General features: G+C 59.7%; 20 protein-coding genes and 1 pseudogene. 14 read left to right on the top strand and 7 right to left on the bottom strand.

The annotated features are described in order from the left end of the window. Nucleotides 1-39: 39 nt before the first annotated feature. From AC07N4_RS27540 to AC07N4_RS27530, 3 genes are all read left to right on the top strand, one after another. Nucleotides 40-546, top strand: a complete 507-nt coding sequence (locus AC07N4_RS27540) for a sigma-70 family RNA polymerase sigma factor (protein WP_192558533.1) — start codon at nt 40-42, stop codon at nt 544-546. Beyond that, the gene (locus AC07N4_RS27535; protein ID WP_493066535.1) at nt 546-1,505 is read left to right on the top strand and encodes a FecR domain-containing protein; all 960 of its coding nucleotides are present in this window, start codon (nt 546-548) and stop codon (nt 1,503-1,505) included. Before AC07N4_RS27540 ends, AC07N4_RS27535 begins: the two co-directional genes overlap by 1 nt. Before the next feature lie 99 nt (nt 1,506-1,604). After that, nucleotides 1,605-4,034: a TonB-dependent siderophore receptor gene (locus AC07N4_RS27530; RefSeq protein WP_493066534.1), complete on the top strand. Its 2,430-nt coding sequence runs from the start codon at nt 1,605-1,607 to the stop codon at nt 4,032-4,034. A gap of 70 nt (nt 4,035-4,104) precedes the next feature. On the opposite strand, the gene AC07N4_RS27525 is transcribed toward AC07N4_RS27530, so the two are convergent. Next, a complete protein-coding gene (locus AC07N4_RS27525; RefSeq protein WP_493066533.1) occupies nt 4,105-5,676 on the bottom strand; it encodes a sensor domain-containing diguanylate cyclase in 1,572 nt (523 codons plus the stop codon). Between the two features lie 213 nt (nt 5,677-5,889). Here AC07N4_RS27525 and AC07N4_RS27520 point away from each other — a divergent pair. Continuing rightward, nucleotides 5,890-6,039: pseudogene (locus AC07N4_RS27520) on the top strand (PAAR domain-containing protein); the annotation flags it as partial. 20 nt (nt 6,040-6,059) lie between these two features. Further along, nucleotides 6,060-6,350: a hypothetical protein gene (locus AC07N4_RS27515; RefSeq protein ID WP_102622341.1), complete on the top strand. Its 291-nt coding sequence runs from the start codon at nt 6,060-6,062 to the stop codon at nt 6,348-6,350. A 123-nt stretch (nt 6,351-6,473) separates the two neighbouring features. Here the strand turns inward: AC07N4_RS27515 and AC07N4_RS27510 are convergent, their stop codons facing one another. Together AC07N4_RS27510 and AC07N4_RS27505 are read right to left on the bottom strand one after the other, a co-directional pair. Continuing rightward, nucleotides 6,474-6,935 (bottom strand): hypothetical protein, encoded by a 462-nt coding sequence (locus tag AC07N4_RS27510; protein ID WP_493066532.1) that lies wholly within the window; start codon nt 6,933-6,935, stop codon nt 6,474-6,476. A gap of 152 nt (nt 6,936-7,087) precedes the next feature. Next, a complete protein-coding gene (locus AC07N4_RS27505; protein ID WP_493066531.1) occupies nt 7,088-7,753 on the bottom strand; it encodes a ribonuclease T2 in 666 nt (221 codons plus the stop codon). Between the two features lie 169 nt (nt 7,754-7,922). Here AC07N4_RS27505 and AC07N4_RS27500 point away from each other — a divergent pair, with 169 nt between their 5' ends. Beyond that, on the top strand, nt 7,923-8,405 hold the full coding sequence (locus AC07N4_RS27500) for a hypothetical protein (protein WP_096822030.1): 483 nt from the start codon (nt 7,923-7,925) through the stop codon (nt 8,403-8,405). Between the two features lie 6 nt (nt 8,406-8,411). On the opposite strand, the gene AC07N4_RS27495 is transcribed toward AC07N4_RS27500, so the two are convergent. Further along, entirely contained in the window at nt 8,412-9,266 is an 855-nt protein-coding gene (locus AC07N4_RS27495) for a LysR family transcriptional regulator (RefSeq protein ID WP_493066530.1), read from the bottom strand. A gap of 101 nt (nt 9,267-9,367) precedes the next feature. On the opposite strand from AC07N4_RS27495, the gene AC07N4_RS27490 reads away from it, so the two are divergent. The 7 genes from AC07N4_RS27490 to pseH all read left to right on the top strand — a co-directional run bounded on the left by AC07N4_RS27490 (nt 9,368) and on the right by pseH (nt 15,625). Next, on the top strand, nt 9,368-10,015 hold the full coding sequence (locus AC07N4_RS27490; protein WP_493066529.1) for an FMN-dependent NADH-azoreductase: 648 nt from the start codon (nt 9,368-9,370) through the stop codon (nt 10,013-10,015). Between the two features lie 84 nt (nt 10,016-10,099). Further along, a complete protein-coding gene (locus tag AC07N4_RS27485) occupies nt 10,100-11,818 on the top strand; it encodes a copper resistance system multicopper oxidase (RefSeq protein ID WP_493066528.1) in 1,719 nt (572 codons plus the stop codon). Between the two features lie 11 nt (nt 11,819-11,829). Continuing rightward, entirely contained in the window at nt 11,830-12,687 is an 858-nt protein-coding gene (locus AC07N4_RS27480) for a copper resistance protein B (protein WP_493066527.1), read from the top strand. Between the two features lie 54 nt (nt 12,688-12,741). Next, nucleotides 12,742-13,116 carry a copper homeostasis periplasmic binding protein CopC gene (gene copC, locus AC07N4_RS27475; protein WP_102622334.1) on the top strand — a complete coding sequence of 125 codons (375 nt, stop codon included), beginning with the start codon at nt 12,742-12,744 and terminating at the stop codon, nt 13,114-13,116. Nucleotides 13,117-13,119: 3 nt separating this feature from the next. Next, nucleotides 13,120-13,983, top strand: a complete 864-nt coding sequence (gene copD, locus AC07N4_RS27470) for a copper homeostasis membrane protein CopD (protein ID WP_493066526.1) — start codon at nt 13,120-13,122, stop codon at nt 13,981-13,983. A gap of 59 nt (nt 13,984-14,042) precedes the next feature. Beyond that, nucleotides 14,043-14,828 (top strand): transporter substrate-binding domain-containing protein, encoded by a 786-nt coding sequence (locus AC07N4_RS27465; RefSeq protein WP_493066525.1) that lies wholly within the window; start codon nt 14,043-14,045, stop codon nt 14,826-14,828. Between the two features lie 245 nt (nt 14,829-15,073). After that, nucleotides 15,074-15,625 carry a UDP-4-amino-4,6-dideoxy-N-acetyl-beta-L-altrosamine N-acetyltransferase gene (pseH, locus tag AC07N4_RS27460; protein ID WP_273540047.1) on the top strand — a complete coding sequence of 184 codons (552 nt, stop codon included), beginning with the start codon at nt 15,074-15,076 and terminating at the stop codon, nt 15,623-15,625. A gap of 42 nt (nt 15,626-15,667) precedes the next feature. Here pseH and AC07N4_RS27455 read toward each other — a convergent pair whose 3' ends face one another. Then, on the bottom strand, nt 15,668-15,883 hold the full coding sequence (locus tag AC07N4_RS27455) for a hypothetical protein (RefSeq protein ID WP_096822039.1): 216 nt from the start codon (nt 15,881-15,883) through the stop codon (nt 15,668-15,670). 268 nt (nt 15,884-16,151) lie between these two features. Here AC07N4_RS27455 and AC07N4_RS27450 point away from each other — a divergent pair, with 268 nt between their 5' ends. Further along, nucleotides 16,152-16,817 (top strand): TIGR02466 family protein, encoded by a 666-nt coding sequence (locus AC07N4_RS27450; RefSeq protein WP_493066524.1) that lies wholly within the window; start codon nt 16,152-16,154, stop codon nt 16,815-16,817. Between the two features lie 106 nt (nt 16,818-16,923). Here AC07N4_RS27450 and AC07N4_RS27445 read toward each other — a convergent pair whose 3' ends face one another. Beyond that, nucleotides 16,924-17,622, bottom strand: coding sequence for a hypothetical protein (locus tag AC07N4_RS27445; protein ID WP_493066523.1), 699 nt, complete (start codon nt 17,620-17,622; stop codon nt 16,924-16,926). Between the two features lie 267 nt (nt 17,623-17,889). After that, the gene (locus AC07N4_RS27440; protein WP_493066522.1) at nt 17,890-19,308 is read right to left on the bottom strand and encodes a ComEC/Rec2 family competence protein; all 1,419 of its coding nucleotides are present in this window, start codon (nt 19,306-19,308) and stop codon (nt 17,890-17,892) included. Nucleotides 19,309-19,398 lie beyond the last annotated feature (90 nt).

Genomic DNA, 19,398 nt, shown 5'->3' with positions numbered 1-19,398 from the left:
AACCAGGCAACGGACGCCCGAAACGAGTATCTGCCCTTCATGTCGTCCCTCGATCAGCCCTTGAATCAGCAAGTCCAGACGCTCTACAGCGAACACCACGGGTGGCTGCAGGGCTGGTTGCAGCGCAAGCTGGGCAATCGCTGCGATGCGGCCGACCTGGCGCACGATACGTTCCTGCGCCTGCTCACCCGCCAGGTGATCAAACCGCTGGGCAGCGAACCCCGGGCGCTGTTGACGCACATCGCCAAAGGTCTGGTGATCGACCGCTGGCGCCGTCAGGACATAGAGCGCGCCTACCTGGAAACCATCGCCAGCCTCCCCGCCGACGAGGTGCCGTCGCCGGAGACCCGTTATCTGATTCTCGAAACCCTGTGGCGCATCGAAGCGTTGCTGCGCGAGTTGCCGGCGCAGACCCGCGACACGTTCCTGCTGTCGCAGATCGAAGGCCTGACCTACGCGCAGATCGCCACGCGCCTGAGTGTTTCGCTGATCACCGTGAAACGCCACATGCGCGCCGCGTTCATTGCCTGCCTGAGTGTCGCCTGATGAGTTCGTCGATGATCAATCCGCAGATTCTCGGTGAAGCCGCCGACTGGCTGGTGCAGTTGCATTCGGGCAGCGCCTCGCCGTCCGATCATCAGGCCATCGCCCAGTGGCGCAACCGCAGCACCGAGCACGCCCAGGCCTGGCTGCGGGCCGAAGCGTTGCTGGGGGATTTACGCAGTGTGCCGGCCAATGTGGCGATCCAGACCTTGCAACGGGCTTCGCGCAAAGAAGGCCTCAGCCGTCGTCAGACGCTCACCCGCCTCGGCCTGCTGTTGATGGCGGGACCACTGGGCATCGCCTCGCAACATGTGCCCTGGCAGCAATGGACCGCCGATCAGCGCACCGCCGTCGGCGAGCAAAAAACGCTGCAACTGCCGGACGGCACTCAGTTGCTGCTCAACACCGACAGCGCCGTGAACATCGCTTTCAGCCCGGTCGAGCGCCGGGTCCTGCTGCTCAACGGCGAAGTACTGATCAACACCGCCAGCGATGCCGCCGCCCGCCCGTTCATGGTCGAAACCCCACAAGGCGTGGCCCGTGCGTTCGGCACGCGGTTCTGCGTGCGCACCGAGGGGTCGCGCAGCCTGGTGTCGGTGCTGGAGGGGCAAGTACAAATCACCCCGGAACTGCTCAAGCAAAACGCAATGCTCAAGGCCGGCGAGCGCCAGCGCTTCAAACTGAACGGCTTCGACAGCGCCGAAACCTTCGACACCGCGAGCCTGGCCTGGGACAAAGGCATGCTGCTGGCCAGCAACATGCGCCTGGACGAATTGCTCGGCGAACTGAGCCGCTATCGTCGGGGCGTCTTGCGCTGTCATCCGGACGTCGCAGCGATGCGCGTGTCCGGGGCGTTTTCCCTGCGCGACACCGACGCCAGCCTGCGTCTACTCAGCGACACCCTGCCGCTGAACATCGACAGCCTGACCCGCTATTGGCTGTCGGTCGAACCCCGTGTCTGAACCCGGTGAAATTATTTTCGATGTTCACTGATACCTTTTCGCGTCTCGTTCGGTGAGTGGATAGACCTTTTAATTCCACGCGCTCGACAGGATCGCCGAATGACCGCATTGCCCACGTCCCGCCCCGCCACTTTCCCGCTCAAGGCCCTGAACCTGAGCCTTGCCCTGGCCTTCGGCGCGCTGCTGCCGACCCTCGGCCACGCCGCCGACAGCACCCGCGAAAGCGCCAGCCAAAGTGTCAACATCGGCCCCGGCCTGCTCAGCCATGTGCTGGCGCAATTTGCGGTCAGCGTCGGCGTGCCGTTGTCGTTCGATCCGGCGCAACTGGGCAATCGCCAGAGCCCCGGCCTGCAAGGCAGTTACACCGCCCAGAGCGGTTTTGCCCGCTTGCTGGAAGGCAGCGGTTTCGAGCTGATCAGCACCGGCCACAACGGTTACACGGTAGCCCCGAAAGTCGCGGCGGACGGCGCACTGGAATTGGGCGCCACCAATGTCAGTGCCTTGCGCGACGACAGCGGCGACACCTACGGCGGCGAACAGGTCGCCCGCCGCGCGCAGGTCGGCATGCTCGGCAACCAGGAAGTCAACGACCTGCCGTTCAGCGTCACCAGTTACACCGTCAAGACCATGGCCGATCAACAGGCGCAAACCGTCGGCGATGTGCTGCTCAACGATGCCTCGGTGCGCCAGTCCAACGGCTTCGGCAACTTCTCGCAGATGTTCATGATCCGCGGTCTGCCGCTGGCCTCCGATGACATTTCCTATAACGGCCTCTATGGCGTGCTGCCAAGGCAGATCATCGCCGTCGAAGCGCTGGATCGGGTGGAACTGTTCAAGGGCCCGAACGCGTTCGTCAACGGCGTGACTCCGAGCGGCAGCGGCATTGGGGGCGGGATCAACCTGCAACCCAAACGCGCCATGGACACGCCAACGCGCAGCGTCACCCTCGACTACAGCGCTGACGGTCGGGTCGGCGGGCATCTGGATCTGGGCCAGCGTTTTGGCGAAGACAACCGCTTCGGTGCGCGGGTCAACCTGATGCAGCGCGAAGGTGACACCGCCGTCGATGACGAAGACCAGCGCTCGTCGCTGTTCAGCGTCGGCCTGGACTATCGCGGTGAACGCCTGCGGGTCTCGACCGACTTCGGTTATCAGAAGCAGGTGATCAATCAGGGGCGCTCGGTGATCTATGTCGATTCGAGCCTGACAAAAGCTCCCAAGGTGCCGGACGCCAACGCCAGCTACGCCCAGCGCTGGAGCTATTCGCAACTCGAAGACACCTTCGGCATGGCCCGCGCCGAATATGACCTCAACGACAACTGGACCGCCTATGTGTCCGGTGGTGCCAAACACACCCGGGAAAACGGGGTGTACTCGTCGCTGACCGTCACCGACCTCAACGGCAACGCCCGTGGCGGCATGCTCTATTCGCCCCACGACGAAGACAACCAAAGCGCCATGGCCGGGCTCAACGGTCGCTTCGACACCGGTCCCGTTACCCATCAGTTGAACCTCGGTTGGGCCGGCATCTGGGGCGAGCAGCGCTCGGCCTACGAAACCATCGGCAGCGCCGCACGCTACAGCACCAACCTGTACAACGTCACCGACAAGCCGCGCCCGCCCGCCACCTCGTTTGCCAGCGACATCAACGACCCGCGCATCACCGGCAAGAACACCCTGCGCAGCGAGGCGATTTCCGACACTCTCGGCTTCGTCGATGACCGCATCCTGCTGACCCTCGGCGTGCGCCGTCAGACACTGAAAGTCGACGGCTGGAGCACCGTCACCGGGGCACGCACGTCAAGTTATGACGAATCGATCACCACCCCGGTCTACGGCCTGGTGATCAAACCCTGGGAACACGTGTCGTTCTACGCCAACCGCATCGAAGGCCTGGCCAAGGGCCCGACGCCGCCGACCACCGCGATCAACCGCGACGAAACCTTCGCCCCGGTGCGCAGCAAACAGGTCGAGGCCGGCGTGCGCCTGGACATGGGCAGCTACGGCGCCAGCCTCGGCGTCTACCGCATCGAACAGCCGTCGAGTTACACCCAGGACGGGATCTTCCGGGTCGACGGCCAGCAGACCAACAAAGGCGTGGAACTCAACGTCTATGGCGAACCGCTCGACGGCCTGCGCCTGCTCAGCGGCGCGACATTGATGAAGACGGAGCTCGAAGGCAGCGCCAACGGCGTGAATGACGGCAACCGCGCCGTCGGGGTGCCGCGCTTTCAATTCAACCTCGGTGCCGACTGGGACATTCCGGGCCTCGAAGGCGCCGCCCTCAGCGCCCGAATGTTGCGCACCGGCGGACAGTACCTGAACGCGGCCAACACCCAGAGCATTCCGGCGTGGACCCGCTTCGACCTCGGCTCGCGCTACGCCTTCAAACTGGACGAAAAACAGATCACCCTGCGAGCCAATCTGGAAAACGTCGCCAACGAAGCCTACTGGGCCTCGGCCAACGGCGGCTACCTGACCCAGGGCACGCCGCGCACGCTGAAAGTCTCGGCGACTGTGGACTTCTGAGTCGCGGCACTTCATCCGCCGCCCCAACGAAAAAGAGCAGGCCGTGGCCTGCTCTTTTTTATGTTGGCGATCAGCGGTCCGAACGCATCAACTCACCAATGCCGCCGTCCATCGACAACACCGCAGCGCGATTGCGACCAGCGTTCTTGGCTTGATACAGCGCCGCATCGGCACGCTGGATGAACAATTCCGGGCTGTCGTTGCCGAGCGGAATGAACGAATAGCAGCCCAGACTCACGGTGAGATAACCGGTGGGCGAGCCGCTGTGGGTGATGTGTTTGTCCATGACGCTGCGGCGGATCTGCCCGGCAATCGCCAGCGCGCCGTTGATGTCGGTGTCCGGCAACAGCACCGCAAACTCTTCGCCGCCGTAGCGCACCGCCAGATCGGATTTGCGCTGGCAGCAGTTCTTCACCACCAGAGCGACCTGGGTCAGGCAATGATCGCCGGCCACATGGCCGTAGGCATCGTTGTAGCGCTTGAAGAAATCGATATCGAGCATGATCAGGCTGACCGGACTCGACTGCCGGGCGCCCCGAGCGAATTCAATCTCCAGCGATTGCTCGAACAGGCGCCGGTTGGCCAGCCCGGTCAGGCTGTCGTGGGTGGCAATCAGCTCCAGCGCCCGCTGGGCCTTGAGCAAGTTTTTCTCGATCCGCTCGCCGTCACGCACCTGATGGATGAACACCCAGCCAAACAGCCCAACCCCAAGCATCACCAGCGCCACGATGACGCTGGACTGGAAGGCGCGGTCATGCCAGCCCTTGAGAATCGTGTCCCGCGAGGAAGAGGCAGACACCACCAGCGGATAACTTTCGAGCTGCCGATAACCGTAAAGTCGTGTGACCCCATCGACCACAGAATCGATCATCGCCGTGCCGGCTGAGGCGTTGGGAAGCAGCGTCTGATAGATCTCGCCCTTGGCCAGCGAGGTACCGATCAACGCATCGTCGAACGGCCGGCGCGCAAGCAAAGTGCCGTCGGTCAGTCCGAGGAACATGGTGCCGTTGTCATCCAGGCTGAAGCTTTTGAAGAACCGGTCGAAGTACGACATCTTGATGCCGGCCAGCAACACGCCCTGGAAATTTCCGGCGCGATCGTTGACCCGCTTGGAGATCGGGATGATCCACTCGCCAATTTCGCGGCTGCGGATTGCCGGGCCGATGTGCGCCACGGCCGACACGTTCTGCTGGTGAAACTTGAAGTACTCGCGATCCGCCACGCCGTTGCCTCGCGGCAGATCAGGGAATGAGGTGATCACCCACTGCCCTTCGCGATCGAACAGGAACATGCCGTGCAACTGCTCCAGTTGCTGCACCCGGCGCGCGAAGGTTCTCTGCAAACGCGGCTTCTGCGCCGCGCCATAGCCGTCTTCCTGAATCCAGTCGACCAGGCTGGTCATCACCAGATCAGCGGCCAGAAAGGTGTCTTCGGCCTGCTGCGCCATCGCCCGGGTCAGGTTGGCCGAGGACATCTGCGCATTCGCCAGATCCTGCCGGCGCGACTGCTCGATCTGCAAATACAGCAGACCGGACAGACACAGACACACCGCAACGATGAACAGCACCGCCGCCTTGCGCAGCGGCAAACGCTTGAGTGTGCCGCCGGGGGCCTGATGCGGATCGTGAATGGGGATAGGCAAAAGCGTGTCCTGGGCAGGTACGACAGGGGCAAAGGCCCGAAACCCTTGTTTTTTGTGAGCGTAGCCCACCGGATAGTGCGGGGCAACCAAGTGCCACCGAGACAATCCCGACCCCGTTGATATCGGCGCGCAGCGGAAATGGATGACCTGCGATGTAATTTATTTTTCTTTGATACAGTTCTCCCCCACAAACGTGATGACAGGAGTCAAATGATGGCAAAGCCTGCCGCCCGTCTTACCGATCCCAGCAAATGCCCACTCCCCGGACACGGGACCAATGCGATAGCGACTGGCTCTCCGGACGTATTTTTCGATGGCCTGGCGGCTGCACGCCAGGGTGATACCTGTTCCAGTGGCATTGCACGGCTACGGCCACCGGCCTCATGAGATTACTGATCGTCCTCGCACTAGCAGCATTGACCTCAGCACTCTTTTTTGTGGGTTACTACAAAAAATTGGAAGATGCGTATCCAGAGAAAGTTTTTTTCATCAAAAAGCACCCGACGCTCAAGTTGAGATTCGTGAACATCTTCGCGTACGAGTCAGACGATAAAAAACTGTCCGAACTCAATGATGAAGAGAGAACGCAAGTCATGGACTACTGCTGGTATCGACTTGGTATCTCTACTCAGTTAGCCAGCCAGCAAGAGCTTGAAGAATGTAAACGTCGTTGAAACAGGAAAGGCCTGCCTGTGTTAATGCAGAGGCTCGCCGGCGACCGGCCTGGGCTATGTACGAAAACTGCCTGATCGACACTCGGCGATTTTTCGTACAGCCGCTGGCTAGCAGGAGGTGAGTCAGTTCACCAGTGACGGTTGGGTAGCAACCGAGACGGTGAAGGCCACGACAAACAGCACCACGAGCACCCAGAACATCACCACAAGTATCTGCATGACGACCTTCAGGTTTTTATAAAGCCAGCGCAACCAATGGCCTTCGGGTTTAGCTTCCGAGCGAGTTCTGAGTACGCCGTTCAAATAAAAGCCGAGAAGGGCCAACAGTGCGCCATCAATGAACAGCGCAGGCAGACCGGCTGAGGGAAAAATGCTTCCCCACCGATAAAATGACGACCGGCTCAGAAACACCACATAACACGTGAGGCTGCCGTAGGGGATGGCTCTCCACCATTTGCCGGTCAGCGCTCCGGCCATCAGGCACATCATCACCATGAGCGGGTTGAGGAGAATATGGATCATCCAATCCAGTACGTTGGGGAAGTAGCCTGGGGAATTGATGCTGCGCCAGATATATTCAAACATTGTTCAGTTTCTTGCCTTCTATGGAGTCAGTGGTGCTTCCGTGCCGCCAAACGGTATCGGCGTATTGCCGTGCAACATAAGTCCAGTCGTGTAAACACAAAAAAACAGGCGCCTGAAAAGGCGCCTGTTTTTGTGGTCGGTTACCGCTCAGGTCAGCGCGACGGTGGAACCCGGATATCCCCTGCCCGGCACTGGGTTTTCACACCCTTGCCGCAGGCGCCAAATTGCAGGTCCTTGCCCATGCACACCCGCACTTCCGAGAGTTCCGGGCCGCTGCAGATCACGGCAATACCGTCTGCCGGGATACCCGGATTACTCTTGCGGAACAGGTCGGCGATTTCCTGCGCTTCGAAGTAATAAGAATTGCTGAACGGTTGCAGCTCTTGCGGGATTGTCACCGCCGCCACGGCTTTATCCGCTTCGTCGAAATAGCCCATTGCCCCGAGACCGCTGCAGGTGCCGTGCTTGCTCCACTCGTGATCGAGCAGTTTTTTGGTCGGGAACAGCGTCAGGCCCTTGGCGGTTTCGGCGGCCGACAGGTTGGTCAGCGGCGGGCAGGATTCCGGCCAGCCGCCCTTGGCGTATTGCGGCCACAAGCCATGCAGGACAAAACCGTAGCCCTTGCCGGTGCACTGAGGATCATCCTTGTGAGTCAGGCAGAACGTCGGCGACCAGGACAGCGTCAGCAGGTAGTAATCGAACACCCCCGCCACTGATTCCGTGGGTGCCTTGTTGGCATGCGACTGACGCGCCGAACTCAGACCGATGCTACCGACCGTCAGCGCCATCAGCGCCATAATTGTAAAAAGCTTTTTCATCTTCCCGTTCCTTGGGACGCTGGCGTCCATGGTTTTTGTGATCTGACCGTCAAGTGGTCAGGGGCTGATTGAGTCATGCCAGTATTGCAAGCGCATGACGCAAGGCAAAGCTGTACTACGTTGAAAGGTCTACGATTAATAAGCAGACACCAAAAACAGGGATCCCGAAATGAGTAAAGCAGACGAACTCGCCGCGAAGCTCAAGCAAACCCGGCACACCCACGCGGACGACATCACCTGCGCCGAACTGGAAATCGATTGCTGGCCGGCGGTGGTCTACGACCTGTATCACCGCATCGAGGGCTGGTTGCAACCGGTCACCGAGGTGGGACTGAAGATTCGGCGAAATCCTACCCATGTTTGCGAAAGTTCGCCGGAAGGCGAGACGCACGACTACGCCATCGACCAATTGATCATCGAGGCCAACCATCACAGCCTGACCTTTGATCCCATCGCGCGTTTCACCGAGGACGGTGCCGGTCGCGTGCAGATCGTCCTGCCGGGCCGGGACACTTCCCTGCTGCGGACCGTCGACGAACACGGCGAGAGTCATTGGTGGTTGCAGACGATCGAGACCGGGCAACAGCTGGATGCGATTGCCCTGACGGAAAACAACCTGCTGCTGGTGGTTCAGGAAGGTCTCGGGTTGTAGGACGCTTCACTCCCGTCGCGCCGAGCAATAGTCGACGATCACCCGGGAAACCGCTTCGATCATCTGTGGATCGGCATGACTCGCCGTGAACAGGCGAAACTCCGCGTCCGGCAGCGTCGGCAAACCCAGCTCCACACCGAGCGCCGCCAGGCCCTGCCCCAACTGGCTGGCGGCCATCGGCGCCACCGCGAACCCGGCCAACGCCGCAGCACGCAAGCCAGCGGTGCTGGTGCAGAGCATCGCGGTGCGCTGGGCAATGCCGGCCTGGGCCAGGCGGGTCAACGCGGCTTCGCGATATGGACAGGGTTCGGGGAACAGCGCCAGCGGCAACGGCGTCGGCAATTGGACGACCGGTTGCGCCGACCACGCCCACACCAGCGGTTCCTGCCACAGCAACAACCCCGGCTCTCGGGTCTCGCACAGCGACCCGATGACCAACTCCAGATTGCCCTGCTTCATCTGGTTCAACAACGTACCGGGAATGTTGACCTGCACATCGATCTCCATGCCCGGATGCTGCGCCGCGCAGTCCTGCAGTGCCCTCAGCAACCGTGGCTCGACAAAATCCTCCGACACGCCAATCCGCACCCGTCCCTGAAACGGCGTGCGCGTGAGCTGTGCCCAGGCGTCACGATTCAGCGCCAGAATCGTGCGCGCATAGGCGATCAAGCGCTCGCCATCCGCCGTCAATTGCTGGGAGCGGGTCGTGCGTTTGAGCAACGGTTTGCCGATCTGCTCTTCCAGCCGTCTCAGATGACCGCTGACCGCCGATTGGGTCAGGTGCAGTTTTTCGGCGGCACGGCTGAAGCCGTCCTCGTCGACAACGGTGACAAAGGTCTTCAACAACAGGGCGTCGAACATAGTTGAATACGTGATCAATGGCCGATTTATTTACGATTTATAGTGAGAAGCCAGCTATGTTGCAATGCCTCGCCTTCCCTACCCGAATGTCGAGGCTCACCGTGACCACCCTCCTGCACATCGAATGCTCTCCCCGCAAACAGCGCTCCGCGTCCATTGAAGTGGCGCACCGTTTCATTGAGCGCTATCGGCAAAATGATCCGCAGACCCAGGTTCGCACGCTCGATTTATGGAGCCTGCACCTGCCGGAGTTCGACGAGGACGCGATGAACGCCAAATACGCAGGCCTGAGTGGAACGCCGCTGACGCCGTCGCAACAATCGGCCTGGCAGACCCTCGAAGACCTCGCCGCCCACCTGCGCGGGGCCGATGTGCTGGTGTTCTCGGTGCCGCTGTGGAATTTCAGCATTCCCTACAAGCTCAAGCACTTCATCGACCTGGTGTCGCAGAAAGACATCCTCTTCAGCTTCGATCCGGAGCGCGGGTTGCGAGGTTTGCTGCAAGGCAAGAAAGCCGTCGTGGCCTATGCGCGGGGGATGGATTTTTCCGCGCAGTCGATCACGCCGGCCGAGCGTTTCGACTTTCAGAAACCGTACATGGAAGCGTGGCTGGAGTTCATCGGCGTCAGCGATGTGCATGCGCTGATCGTCGAGAAAACGATCTTCGGTGATGAGGTGGATCGCGATTCACGGTTCGCCGCATCGCAACAGGCACGAGACCTGGCGGACAACCTCGCCCGCCGAACCTGACACAACTGTAATCCGCGCCTCAGCCAACTGAAAGCCGGCGCTGGTTAGCCTCCCCGTCATTCGTCAAACGGGGACTTCCAGCGCATGCCTTCCACCACCTCAAGACGCACCTTTGTCAAAGGCCTGGCCGCCGGCGGTCTGCTCGGCGGCCTCGGTCTGTGGCGTACGCCGGTCTGGGCGTTGAACAGCCCCGGCCAGGTAAATGAGCTCAGCGGTACAGACTTCGAACTGTTCATCGGCGAAACCCCGGTCAACTTCACCGGCCAGCCGCGCACCGCGATGACCATCAACGGTGGCGTGCCCGGCCCGCTGCTGCGCTGGCGCGAAGGCGACACCGTGACCCTGCGGGTGCGCAACCGGCTCAAGGACACCACGTCGATCCACTGGCACGGGATTCTGCTGCCGGCCAACATGGACGGCGTGCCGGGTCTGAGTTTTCACGGCATCGAACCGGGTGGCGTGTACGTCTATCAATTCACGGTGCGCCAGCACGGCACCTACTGGTATCACAGCCATTCCGGGTTGCAGGAGCAGGCCGGCGTCTACGGGCCGCTGGTGATCGACGCCCGGGAGCCGGAGCCGTTCCAATACGACCGCGAGCATGTGGTGATGCTCAGCGACTGGACCGACGAAGACCCGGCCGGCCTGATGAAAACCCTGAAAAAGCAGTCCGACTACTACAACTTCCACAAGCGCACCGTCGGCGATTTCATCCATGACGTCGGCGAAAAAGGCTGGGGCGCCACCGTCGCTGATCGCACGATGTGGGCGCAGATGAAGATGAATCCCACCGACATCGCCGATGTCAGCGGCGCCACGTACACCTTCCTGATGAACGGCCACGCACCGGATTCCAACTGGACGGGGCTGTTCCGGCCCGGTGAAAAGCTGCGTCTGCGGCTGATCAACGGTTCGGCCATGACTTACTTCGACGTGCGTATTCCCGGCTTGAAAATGACCGTGGTCGCCGCTGACGGCTTGCACGTCAAACCGGTGACCGTCGACGAGTTGCGCATCGCCGTGGCGGAAACCTATGACGTGATCGTCGAGCCTGCCGCCGACGCCTACACCCTGTTCGCCCAGGCCATGGACCGCACCGGCTACGCCCGTGGCACCCTCGCCGCCCGCACCGGTTTGTCGGCCCCGGTGCCGGCGCTGGACCCGCGCCCGCTGGTGACCATGGACGACATGGGCATGGGCGGCATGGGCATGGGCGGCATGGATCATGGTTCGATGGACATGAGCGGCATGGACCACGCCAGCATGAACATGGGCCCGATGCAGTCGCACCCCGACAGCGAATCAGACAATCCATTGGTGGACATGCAAGCCATGACCACCGCCCCCAAACTCGACGACCCTGGCCTCGGCCTGCGCAACAACGGGCGCCGCGTACTGACCTACGCCGACCTGCGCAGCACCTTCGAAGACCCCGACGGCCGCGACCCGAGCCGCACCATCGAACTGCACCTCACCGGCCACATGGAGAAATTCGCCTGGTCGTTCAACGGCATCAAGTTCTCCGACGCCGAGCCCCTGCGTTTGAAGTACGGCGAGCGCATCCGGCTGGTGCTGGTCAACGACACGATGATGACCCACCCCATTCACCTGCACGGCATGTGGAGCGATCTGGAAGACGAAAACGGCGACTTCCAGGTGCGCAAACACACCATCGACATGCCCCCCGGCACGCGCCGCAGCTATCGCGTGACCGCCGATGCGCTGGGCCGCTGGGCCTTTCACTGTCATCTGCTTTATCACATGGAAATGGGCATGTTCCGTGAAGTGCGGGTGGAAGAATGAGGACGCCGACCATGACTCGATTTGCCGTGTTTTCGTTGTCACTCCTGTCGATGGCCTCGGCGTTTGCCGCCAACGACATGCAGGGCATGGACCATAGCCAGATGGGCGATATGCAAAGCATGGATGACGGCATGATGCAGCCCGCCGCGCCAACTGAAAGCCGCACGCCGATCCCGAAGCTGACCGACGCCGACCGCGCCGCCGTGTTCACCAGTCACGGTGGCCACCAGGTGCACGACAGCACCCTCAACACTTACTTCCTCGCCGACAAACTCGAATGGCAGAACGGCGACGACGCCAGCACCCTGGCCTGGGATTTGTCTGGCTGGATCGGCGGCGACATCGATCGTCTGTGGCTGCGTTCCGAGGGTGAACGCAGCAACGGCAAGACCGAAGACGCGGAGATCCAGGCGCTGTGGGGCCACGCGATTTCGCCGTGGTGGGACGTGGTCAGCGGCGTGCGCCAGGACTTCAAACCCGGCGCCCCGCAAACCTGGGCCGCGTTCGGTCTGCAAGGCATGGCGCTGTACAACTTCGAAGCCGAAGCCACGGCATTCATCGGCGAAAACGGCCAGAGCGCCGTACGGCTGGAGGGCGACTACGACATCCTGCTGACCAATCGCCTAATCCTGCAGCCGACCGCCGAACTCAACGTCTATGGCAAAAACGACCCGCAACGCGGCCTCGGCTCCGGTCTCTCGAACACCGAAGCCGGGTTGCGCTTGCGCTATGAAATCCGCCGCGAATTCGCGCCATACATCGGCGTGACCTGGAACCGCACCTACGGCAACACCGCCGATTACGCACGGGAAGAAGGCGAGGATCGCAGCGAAGCGCGACTCGTCCTCGGCGTGCGGATGTGGTTCTGAATCCGTTTCATCCACCCCTGAAAACCACCGCCGAAGAGCGGTAAGAGGCCTCGCATGCGCATGATCAAGACAACCTTCATCCTCGCCACCGGATTGCTCTTGAGCTCCCTGGCTCAGGCCCACCCGAAACTGCTGTCGTCGACCCCCGCCGAAGGCGCGGACGGCGCGCCACCGGAGAAAATCGAACTGCGCTTCTCGGAGAACCTGATGACCCAGTTCTCCGGCGCCAAACTGGTGATGACCGAAATGCCCGGCATGGCCCACTCGCCGATGCCGATGAAGGCCAAAGTCAGCGCCGGCAGCGATCCGAAAACCATGCTTGTCACCCCGCTCTCGCCTTTGCCGGCCGGCACCTACAAGGTCGAATGGCGCGCGGTGTCGTCGGACACTCACCCGATCACCGGCAACGTCACGTTCAAAGTGAAGTGACCGATGGCCGACCTGATCAACATCCTCCTGCGGATGGCGTTGTACGTGGATTTGCTGCTGTTGTTCGGGGTGGCGTTGTTTGGGTTGTACAACGTTGACGCGACGCTGCGGTGTCGGCCGATGCTGCGCGGGATGGCGTTGATCGGGGCACTGCTGTCTGTGGCGGGCCTGGTGCTGATGACCCGCGCCATGAGCGGCGAAACGGAATTCGCGGCGCTGTGGCCGCATCTGCAAATGATGCTGTTTGAAACCGATGTCGGGCTGGCGTGGGCGGTACGGATGATTGCGCTGATCGTCGTGATGATCTGGCCGGGTGTGTGGCTGGCGGCGATAGCCGGCGCACTCGCCCTCGCCTCTCTGGCCTGGAGCGGGCACGGCGCGATGGATAACGCCTGGCATCTGCTCAGCGACATCCTGCACCTGCTCGCGGCAGGTGCGTGGATGGGCGCCATGCTGGCGTTGATCTTGATGTCGCGGCTCGACGCTCTGTTCAGCGAAACACGTATTCGTTCGCTGGCCGAGGCCGTCAAACGTTTCGAAGGCGTGGGCGCGGCGATTGTGTTCATCCTCTCGGTGACCGGCGTGCTGAACTACCTGTTCATCGTTGGCCCGACACTGGACGACGTCTTGCTCCGCACCTACGGGATGCTGCTGGCGATCAAGGTCGTGCTGTTTGCCGGCATGCTGGTTTTAGCAGCGCTGAACCGTTTTCACCTCGGGCCGTTGCTGGAACAATCGTTGCGCGCGGGGCAACATCAGGTGGCGGCCAATGCTCTACGCCGCAGCGTGTTATTTGAGCTGGTTATTGCGCTGTTGATTGTGGGGTTGGTGGCATGGCTGGGAACGCTCGGGCCGGACGCGGGATGACACCCGGCAAACCCTTTCACTACACTGGCCCGCACTCCCACTGCACAAGCCCGATCTCCATGACAATTCGAAAAAACACGATGATCCTCTGCGGTTTGCTGGCGCTGGCCAGCACCGCCCATGCGCAAGAGCCAGTCTCACACCTGGACACCATCCAGCAACAAGGCCAGTTGCGCGTCTGCACCACCGGCGACTACAAACCCTACACCTTCAAGCGCGCAGACGGCGGTTTCGAAGGCATCGACATCGCCATGGCGCAATCCTTGGCCGACAGTCTCGGCGTGAAGATCGAATGGGTGCAGACCACGTGGAAAACCCTGATGCCGGACATGCAGGCCGGCAAGTGCGACATCGGCATGGGCGGCATTTCGGTAACGCTGGAGCGGCAGAAAAAGGCCTACTTCAGCAACACCCTCGACGTCGACGGCAAGATCCCGCTGGTGCGCTGCGCCGACCAGTCCAAGTACCAGACCATCGACCAGATCAACCAGCCGAACGTGCGCCTGGTCGAACCCGCTGGCGGCACCAACGAAGCCTTCGTCCACGCCTTCCTGCCCAAGGCCCAACTGGCCTTGCACGACAACGTGACGATCTTCGAACAACTGCTCGACAACAAGGCTGACGTGATGATCACCGACGCCTCCGAAGCGCGGTATCAACAGAAACAGAAACCCGGTCTCTGCGCGGTCAACCCGGAGCAGTTCATGCAGTACGGGGAAAAGGCCTACTTGCTGCCGCGTGATGACATGAGCTGGAAGCTGTATGTCGATCAGTGGCTGCACTTGAGCAAGGTGACCGGGAAGTATCAGAAGGTCATTGGCGAGTGGCTGGCAGGGCCGCAGTGAGTCTTTCAGGACGAAATACGTAAAACGAAAAAGGGCGCCTCCATAGGCGCCCTTTTTTATGAGCAAAACACTGACGCCGTTCAATAACGCCTTGAAACATTTGGTGTTTATTTCGCGATTGCTCTGGAAAAAACGATACCCCCAAATCCCACCCCTCCCGCGCGCCTGCCCGGGAACACAACCTGAAACATCAACGATCGACCCCGCGGGTTCAGCTCAGGCGCCCGCGAGACAAGGAAAGCACCATGCAGTTCGTCCCCCTCACCGAGGCCAACCCCGCCATCCAGGCCCACGTGCGCACCCTTCGAAACCAGGAAGACGTGCGCAAATACATGTACACCTCCCATGAAATCAGCGACCAGGAACATGCGAACTGGCTGACGTCCCTCAAAGGCAATTCGCGCCAGCAAGTGTTTGTCGTGCTCAAGGAAGAGCGCGCGGTAGGCGTTGTTTCACTCAATGCAATCAACACCGTACAGAAGACGGCTGATTGGGCGTTTTATCTCGACGTTCAACTACAAGGCAAAGGCCTGGGCAGCGTGGTCGAGTTCTGGATGCTGGATTACGCATTTGCCGAAGCGGGGCTGGAAAAGCTCAATTGCGAAGTGCTGGCGAGCAATCCGGCGGTGGTGAAAATGCATCAGAAGTTCGGATTTGAGCTGGAGGGCGTCAGACGGCAGAACATCCTCAAGGATGGTGAGCGGATTGACGTGGTACTGCTGGGGATTACCAAAGATGAGTGGCTTTCCAAACGACCGGCATTGCAGAAAGTCGTCGAGCGCATCGGCGCGATCTAGGCCATACGAAAAAGGGCGCCCGCGATGGGCGCCCTTTTCTATTCAATCGTCATGCAACATGCCGGAGCTGTACTGGTTGAGACTGGCACCAATACCGGTGCCGCCGAACTTCAGCGTATTGGCGCTGGCGCGCCCTTCCGGCGACTGGCAATCCGAAGAAAAACAACTGGTAGTGGTCAACCCACCGGAGCCCGAACAGGCACTCAATACCGAGACAGCTGCAGCGATCAACAGCACTTTGACGACATTGGCACGCATGGTGGGGCTCCCCTGGGATCAAACGCGAAATAGCACGACCTTATGCCTGCATCGTAGGCGCTTGTGGGAGCTGGGAAGATGAAACTTTCTTGATCGACAGCGCGGGTTCAGGTTTGGGCAACCGCAGGCGAGGACTTCTCTGTCAATCACCCGCCGCCTCAATAATGGTCTGTTGTACTTACCAACCAATTTTTAACAAAGGTTTACATCGGTTATTCATTTCGCTCGGTATAGTTTTTTGCAACTAGCGAGACTTGGATAAGACTCAATGCAGTCGAATAACACACTAATAGATCCTGAACTGATAAAGATCAGACGGCTGTTCGCAACACCCCTGGCGAGTATCCAATACCCGGATGCAGAAAGACTCAATGCTGAACTGAAAGTTATAATCACCCGCCGTATGGCGGAAGATCGCCGCGGCGCACATCGGAGTAATGAAGGTGGCTGGCAGTCTGCAAACGACTTCCCTGAATGGGGTGGCGAAGCCTGCGATGCATTGGTGAAATTCGCCACCGACTTTGCCATTCAACTGACAGCGGTTCATAGCGACCAATATGGATTAACCGAACCCAGCTTCGAGTGGAAACTCAACGCGTGGACAAACGTTAACGAGGCTGGCCACAGCAACTCCCTCCATGGGCACCCCGGTGCTTTTTGGTCAGGGGTTTACTGGGTCGACGCCGGCGGCCGCGAGGACGGTGCAGCGGTGGGTGGCGACCTGGAATTCGTAGACCCTCGGGGCATGGTCGCATCGACCTACAATCCTGCGCTGCGAATGAGAGTCGAAGATTGCCTGACTGCCGGCTTCAGTTGCAGGTGCGCCGCCAAAAGTGGAACCTTCATCATGTTTCCATCCTGGTTGATGCATTCCGTACAACGTTTTGAAGGAACGAGACCGCGAATTTCCATAGCCTTTAACTTCGGGGCTTAGGAAATTACGGCTAACTTTAATCACTACCTGGTTTCGTCGATTTATTGAAATGGCCGCTTTGACTTTTGGCTAAAGCGGCCACTAACAGATCATCAACGCCTGATCATTACTCGTTCAGATCCTTGACCAGATAATTGCCGACAATCTGCGACACACCGGTCAACGCCTCACGGACCAGCTCCGGCTCGGTGCGATAACGCAGCGGCTCGTAACCGTAAGTGTTGGCACCGTTGAACGCGGTAATCGGCTCATTGCGCTGCCAGATCAACTCCTCGCCGCGCTTCAACGAGCCGTTCACCACAATCGTCGGATACACCACACTGCTGAAACCCTGAGTCAGCGCAAAGCCCCAATTGACCACGGTCAACTTGATCTCTGCATCGGCCGGTTCATTCTCGGCAACCACCTTGAAACGGCCGGTCGCCGCCAGTTGATCTTCGAAACCTTTCTTGACCAACTTGCCCAAGTCGATATCAGCACTCGCCATGTTGTACTGAATCGCCTCGACCGTGGACATCGACGCCAGATCCCCAGCCTTCAACCCCGCTGCAAACCCGGCCCCACTGAGCGCCGCCGTACCCAGCTTCCCGGCATGGGACGCCATCCCGACACCCGCGCCGACACCGGCCCCGATTGCAGCGCCCCAGGCCTGCTCGCGGCCCATGTAGGTCATTTCCTTGTTACTCCACGTCACCGGGAGGATCTTCACCGTGTGGATCTGCGTGCGGTATTCGGGTTTGAACTTCTGATTGGCACAGCCTGCGAGAAACAGGACGGCGAGCATCACGACAACTAGTTTTTTCATGGGCAACTCAAAACGCGGAATGGAATGCGTAAGTTGTCGTCCATGGTGGGGAAATCTGAAGAAACACTGCCCTTCCGTGGCACGGGCCACGGAAGGGTTTTCCGTTACACCTTGATTTCGACGTTATCCAACGCCTGATTCACAGCCAGCCCGGAACAGAATGGGGACTGATTTATTTACTATCTAGAAATCCGATAAAAATAAATCGGTCCCCTTTTGCCCTGTTCTGATCCGCACCTTGGAGACCATCAAAACCTCGGTGGGGCGTTATCTGAGACACAGGCCGAACGAGGGCACATTGCCACAACTGCACTTAGGATTATCTGCACTCAGTGGAATGAGTTTATTACCGTGTGTGTTACACCTAGGCGCGCAATGGCATAGGGCCCGGTCGTTTGTATCGTGAAGTTCCCAGCCTTGATTTGTCGCCTCAGTTTCTGCCAAGTGTGAAGGAACGTTTTCATAGCAGCCAGGGTAGGTGGAGCGAACCATTCGGCTATATCGCGGTGCCGCAGGCGTGGAATGCCTGGTAATTGCCCCTCCATGGTGAGGGGCAGCCATGCCAGTTAGCCCCTTAAGATAGTGAGCGGGGATGGAGGGGAAATCTGAGTCTCCGGTCAGTAATACTTTTTCAGGGCGGCTCTCAAGCTTTGCCGCTAGCGCCAACGACTCATTGTTCCTGAGATACGCAGAGTTCGCTTTCCCGTTTTTTGGAGGGCCGCATCGGATAATTGTGTAGTTGGTGAAAGATAACTTCGAATGTTTTGCAGGCCAAAATGTTAGAGCGCACGTCCCATCTGGAAGGAAAGTACGACTCAGCGTCAAGAGGAAATGAATATGGCTCGGACCAAGCTTGTGGCGATGAAATCGTGGCCGGCGCATTAGCCATGGCCGTTTTAGGGCGTCTTCCTTGTATTTGGGGACTGAATGCCAATGGCCGTTCTGATGATCAAACCGGGCCCTACCGGAAAGTTGCGCAAACCCCCAGTGGTCCCAGTCAAGATGAGACAAAACTACCGGCTGTGGGCCGTTTCTTTGCAAGGATTCATCAATAGGCGAAAACGGACCTGGCAACCGCAACGACTTTTTGTTGAATGACAGCGGCCAACCAAAATCGAAGAACATTAAGGGGTGTTCATATTGGTCTACCAGAGCGCAAAAGCTCGCTTGGCCCACGTCATAAACCGCAACGCCTACAGCGTCGTGCGCGCAGTCGAAAGGGATCAGAGTCGGAGCTGTGGCATCCGCCACCGTGGGAAATTCCGCTATCGCTGCAAGCGCGCTCAGATTTCTCTTTGCAACAGAAGTCGATCGCACCCGCACCCAAAATATAGCTTCTGCTTGTTCTTCATCGCCTTCGAACGTGATCGATGAGGCTTGGAAACTTTCCTCGTCGCCATGCGGGTCAGTGCTAATCGACAATTCGATCCAACCTGAATTTTCCACAAGGTCGTTCGCTCGCTTCACCTCAAGCTTCGCAGTCAGCATGAACACCGGGAAGTACCTATCCAGATCTTCGAAAGCCCTATCAACGTTGAGCGTTCTGAGGGCAACAGCTGAAGACTTTGGGATAGCGTCGATCACAACGGTGGCGAAATCGGTCTGGGTATCGCCATCGTTGACGACTGTTTCGAACGAGGCGTAGTAATCAACCCAGCGTGGTTCGAGAGGGGCTCTGCTTTCCATGCTGCTTTCTAATCCATGAGTAATAAGTGGTACGGCTTGGTGGCTTCTTGGCGCAAGGGAGCAATGATAACGTGCAGTGAGGGCAATGTG

This window comes from Pseudomonas sp. GW821-FHT09E04 (assembly GCF_059416185.1).
Note: the sequence above shows the minus strand (reverse complement) of the source record. Positions and strands in the feature narration are given on the sequence as shown.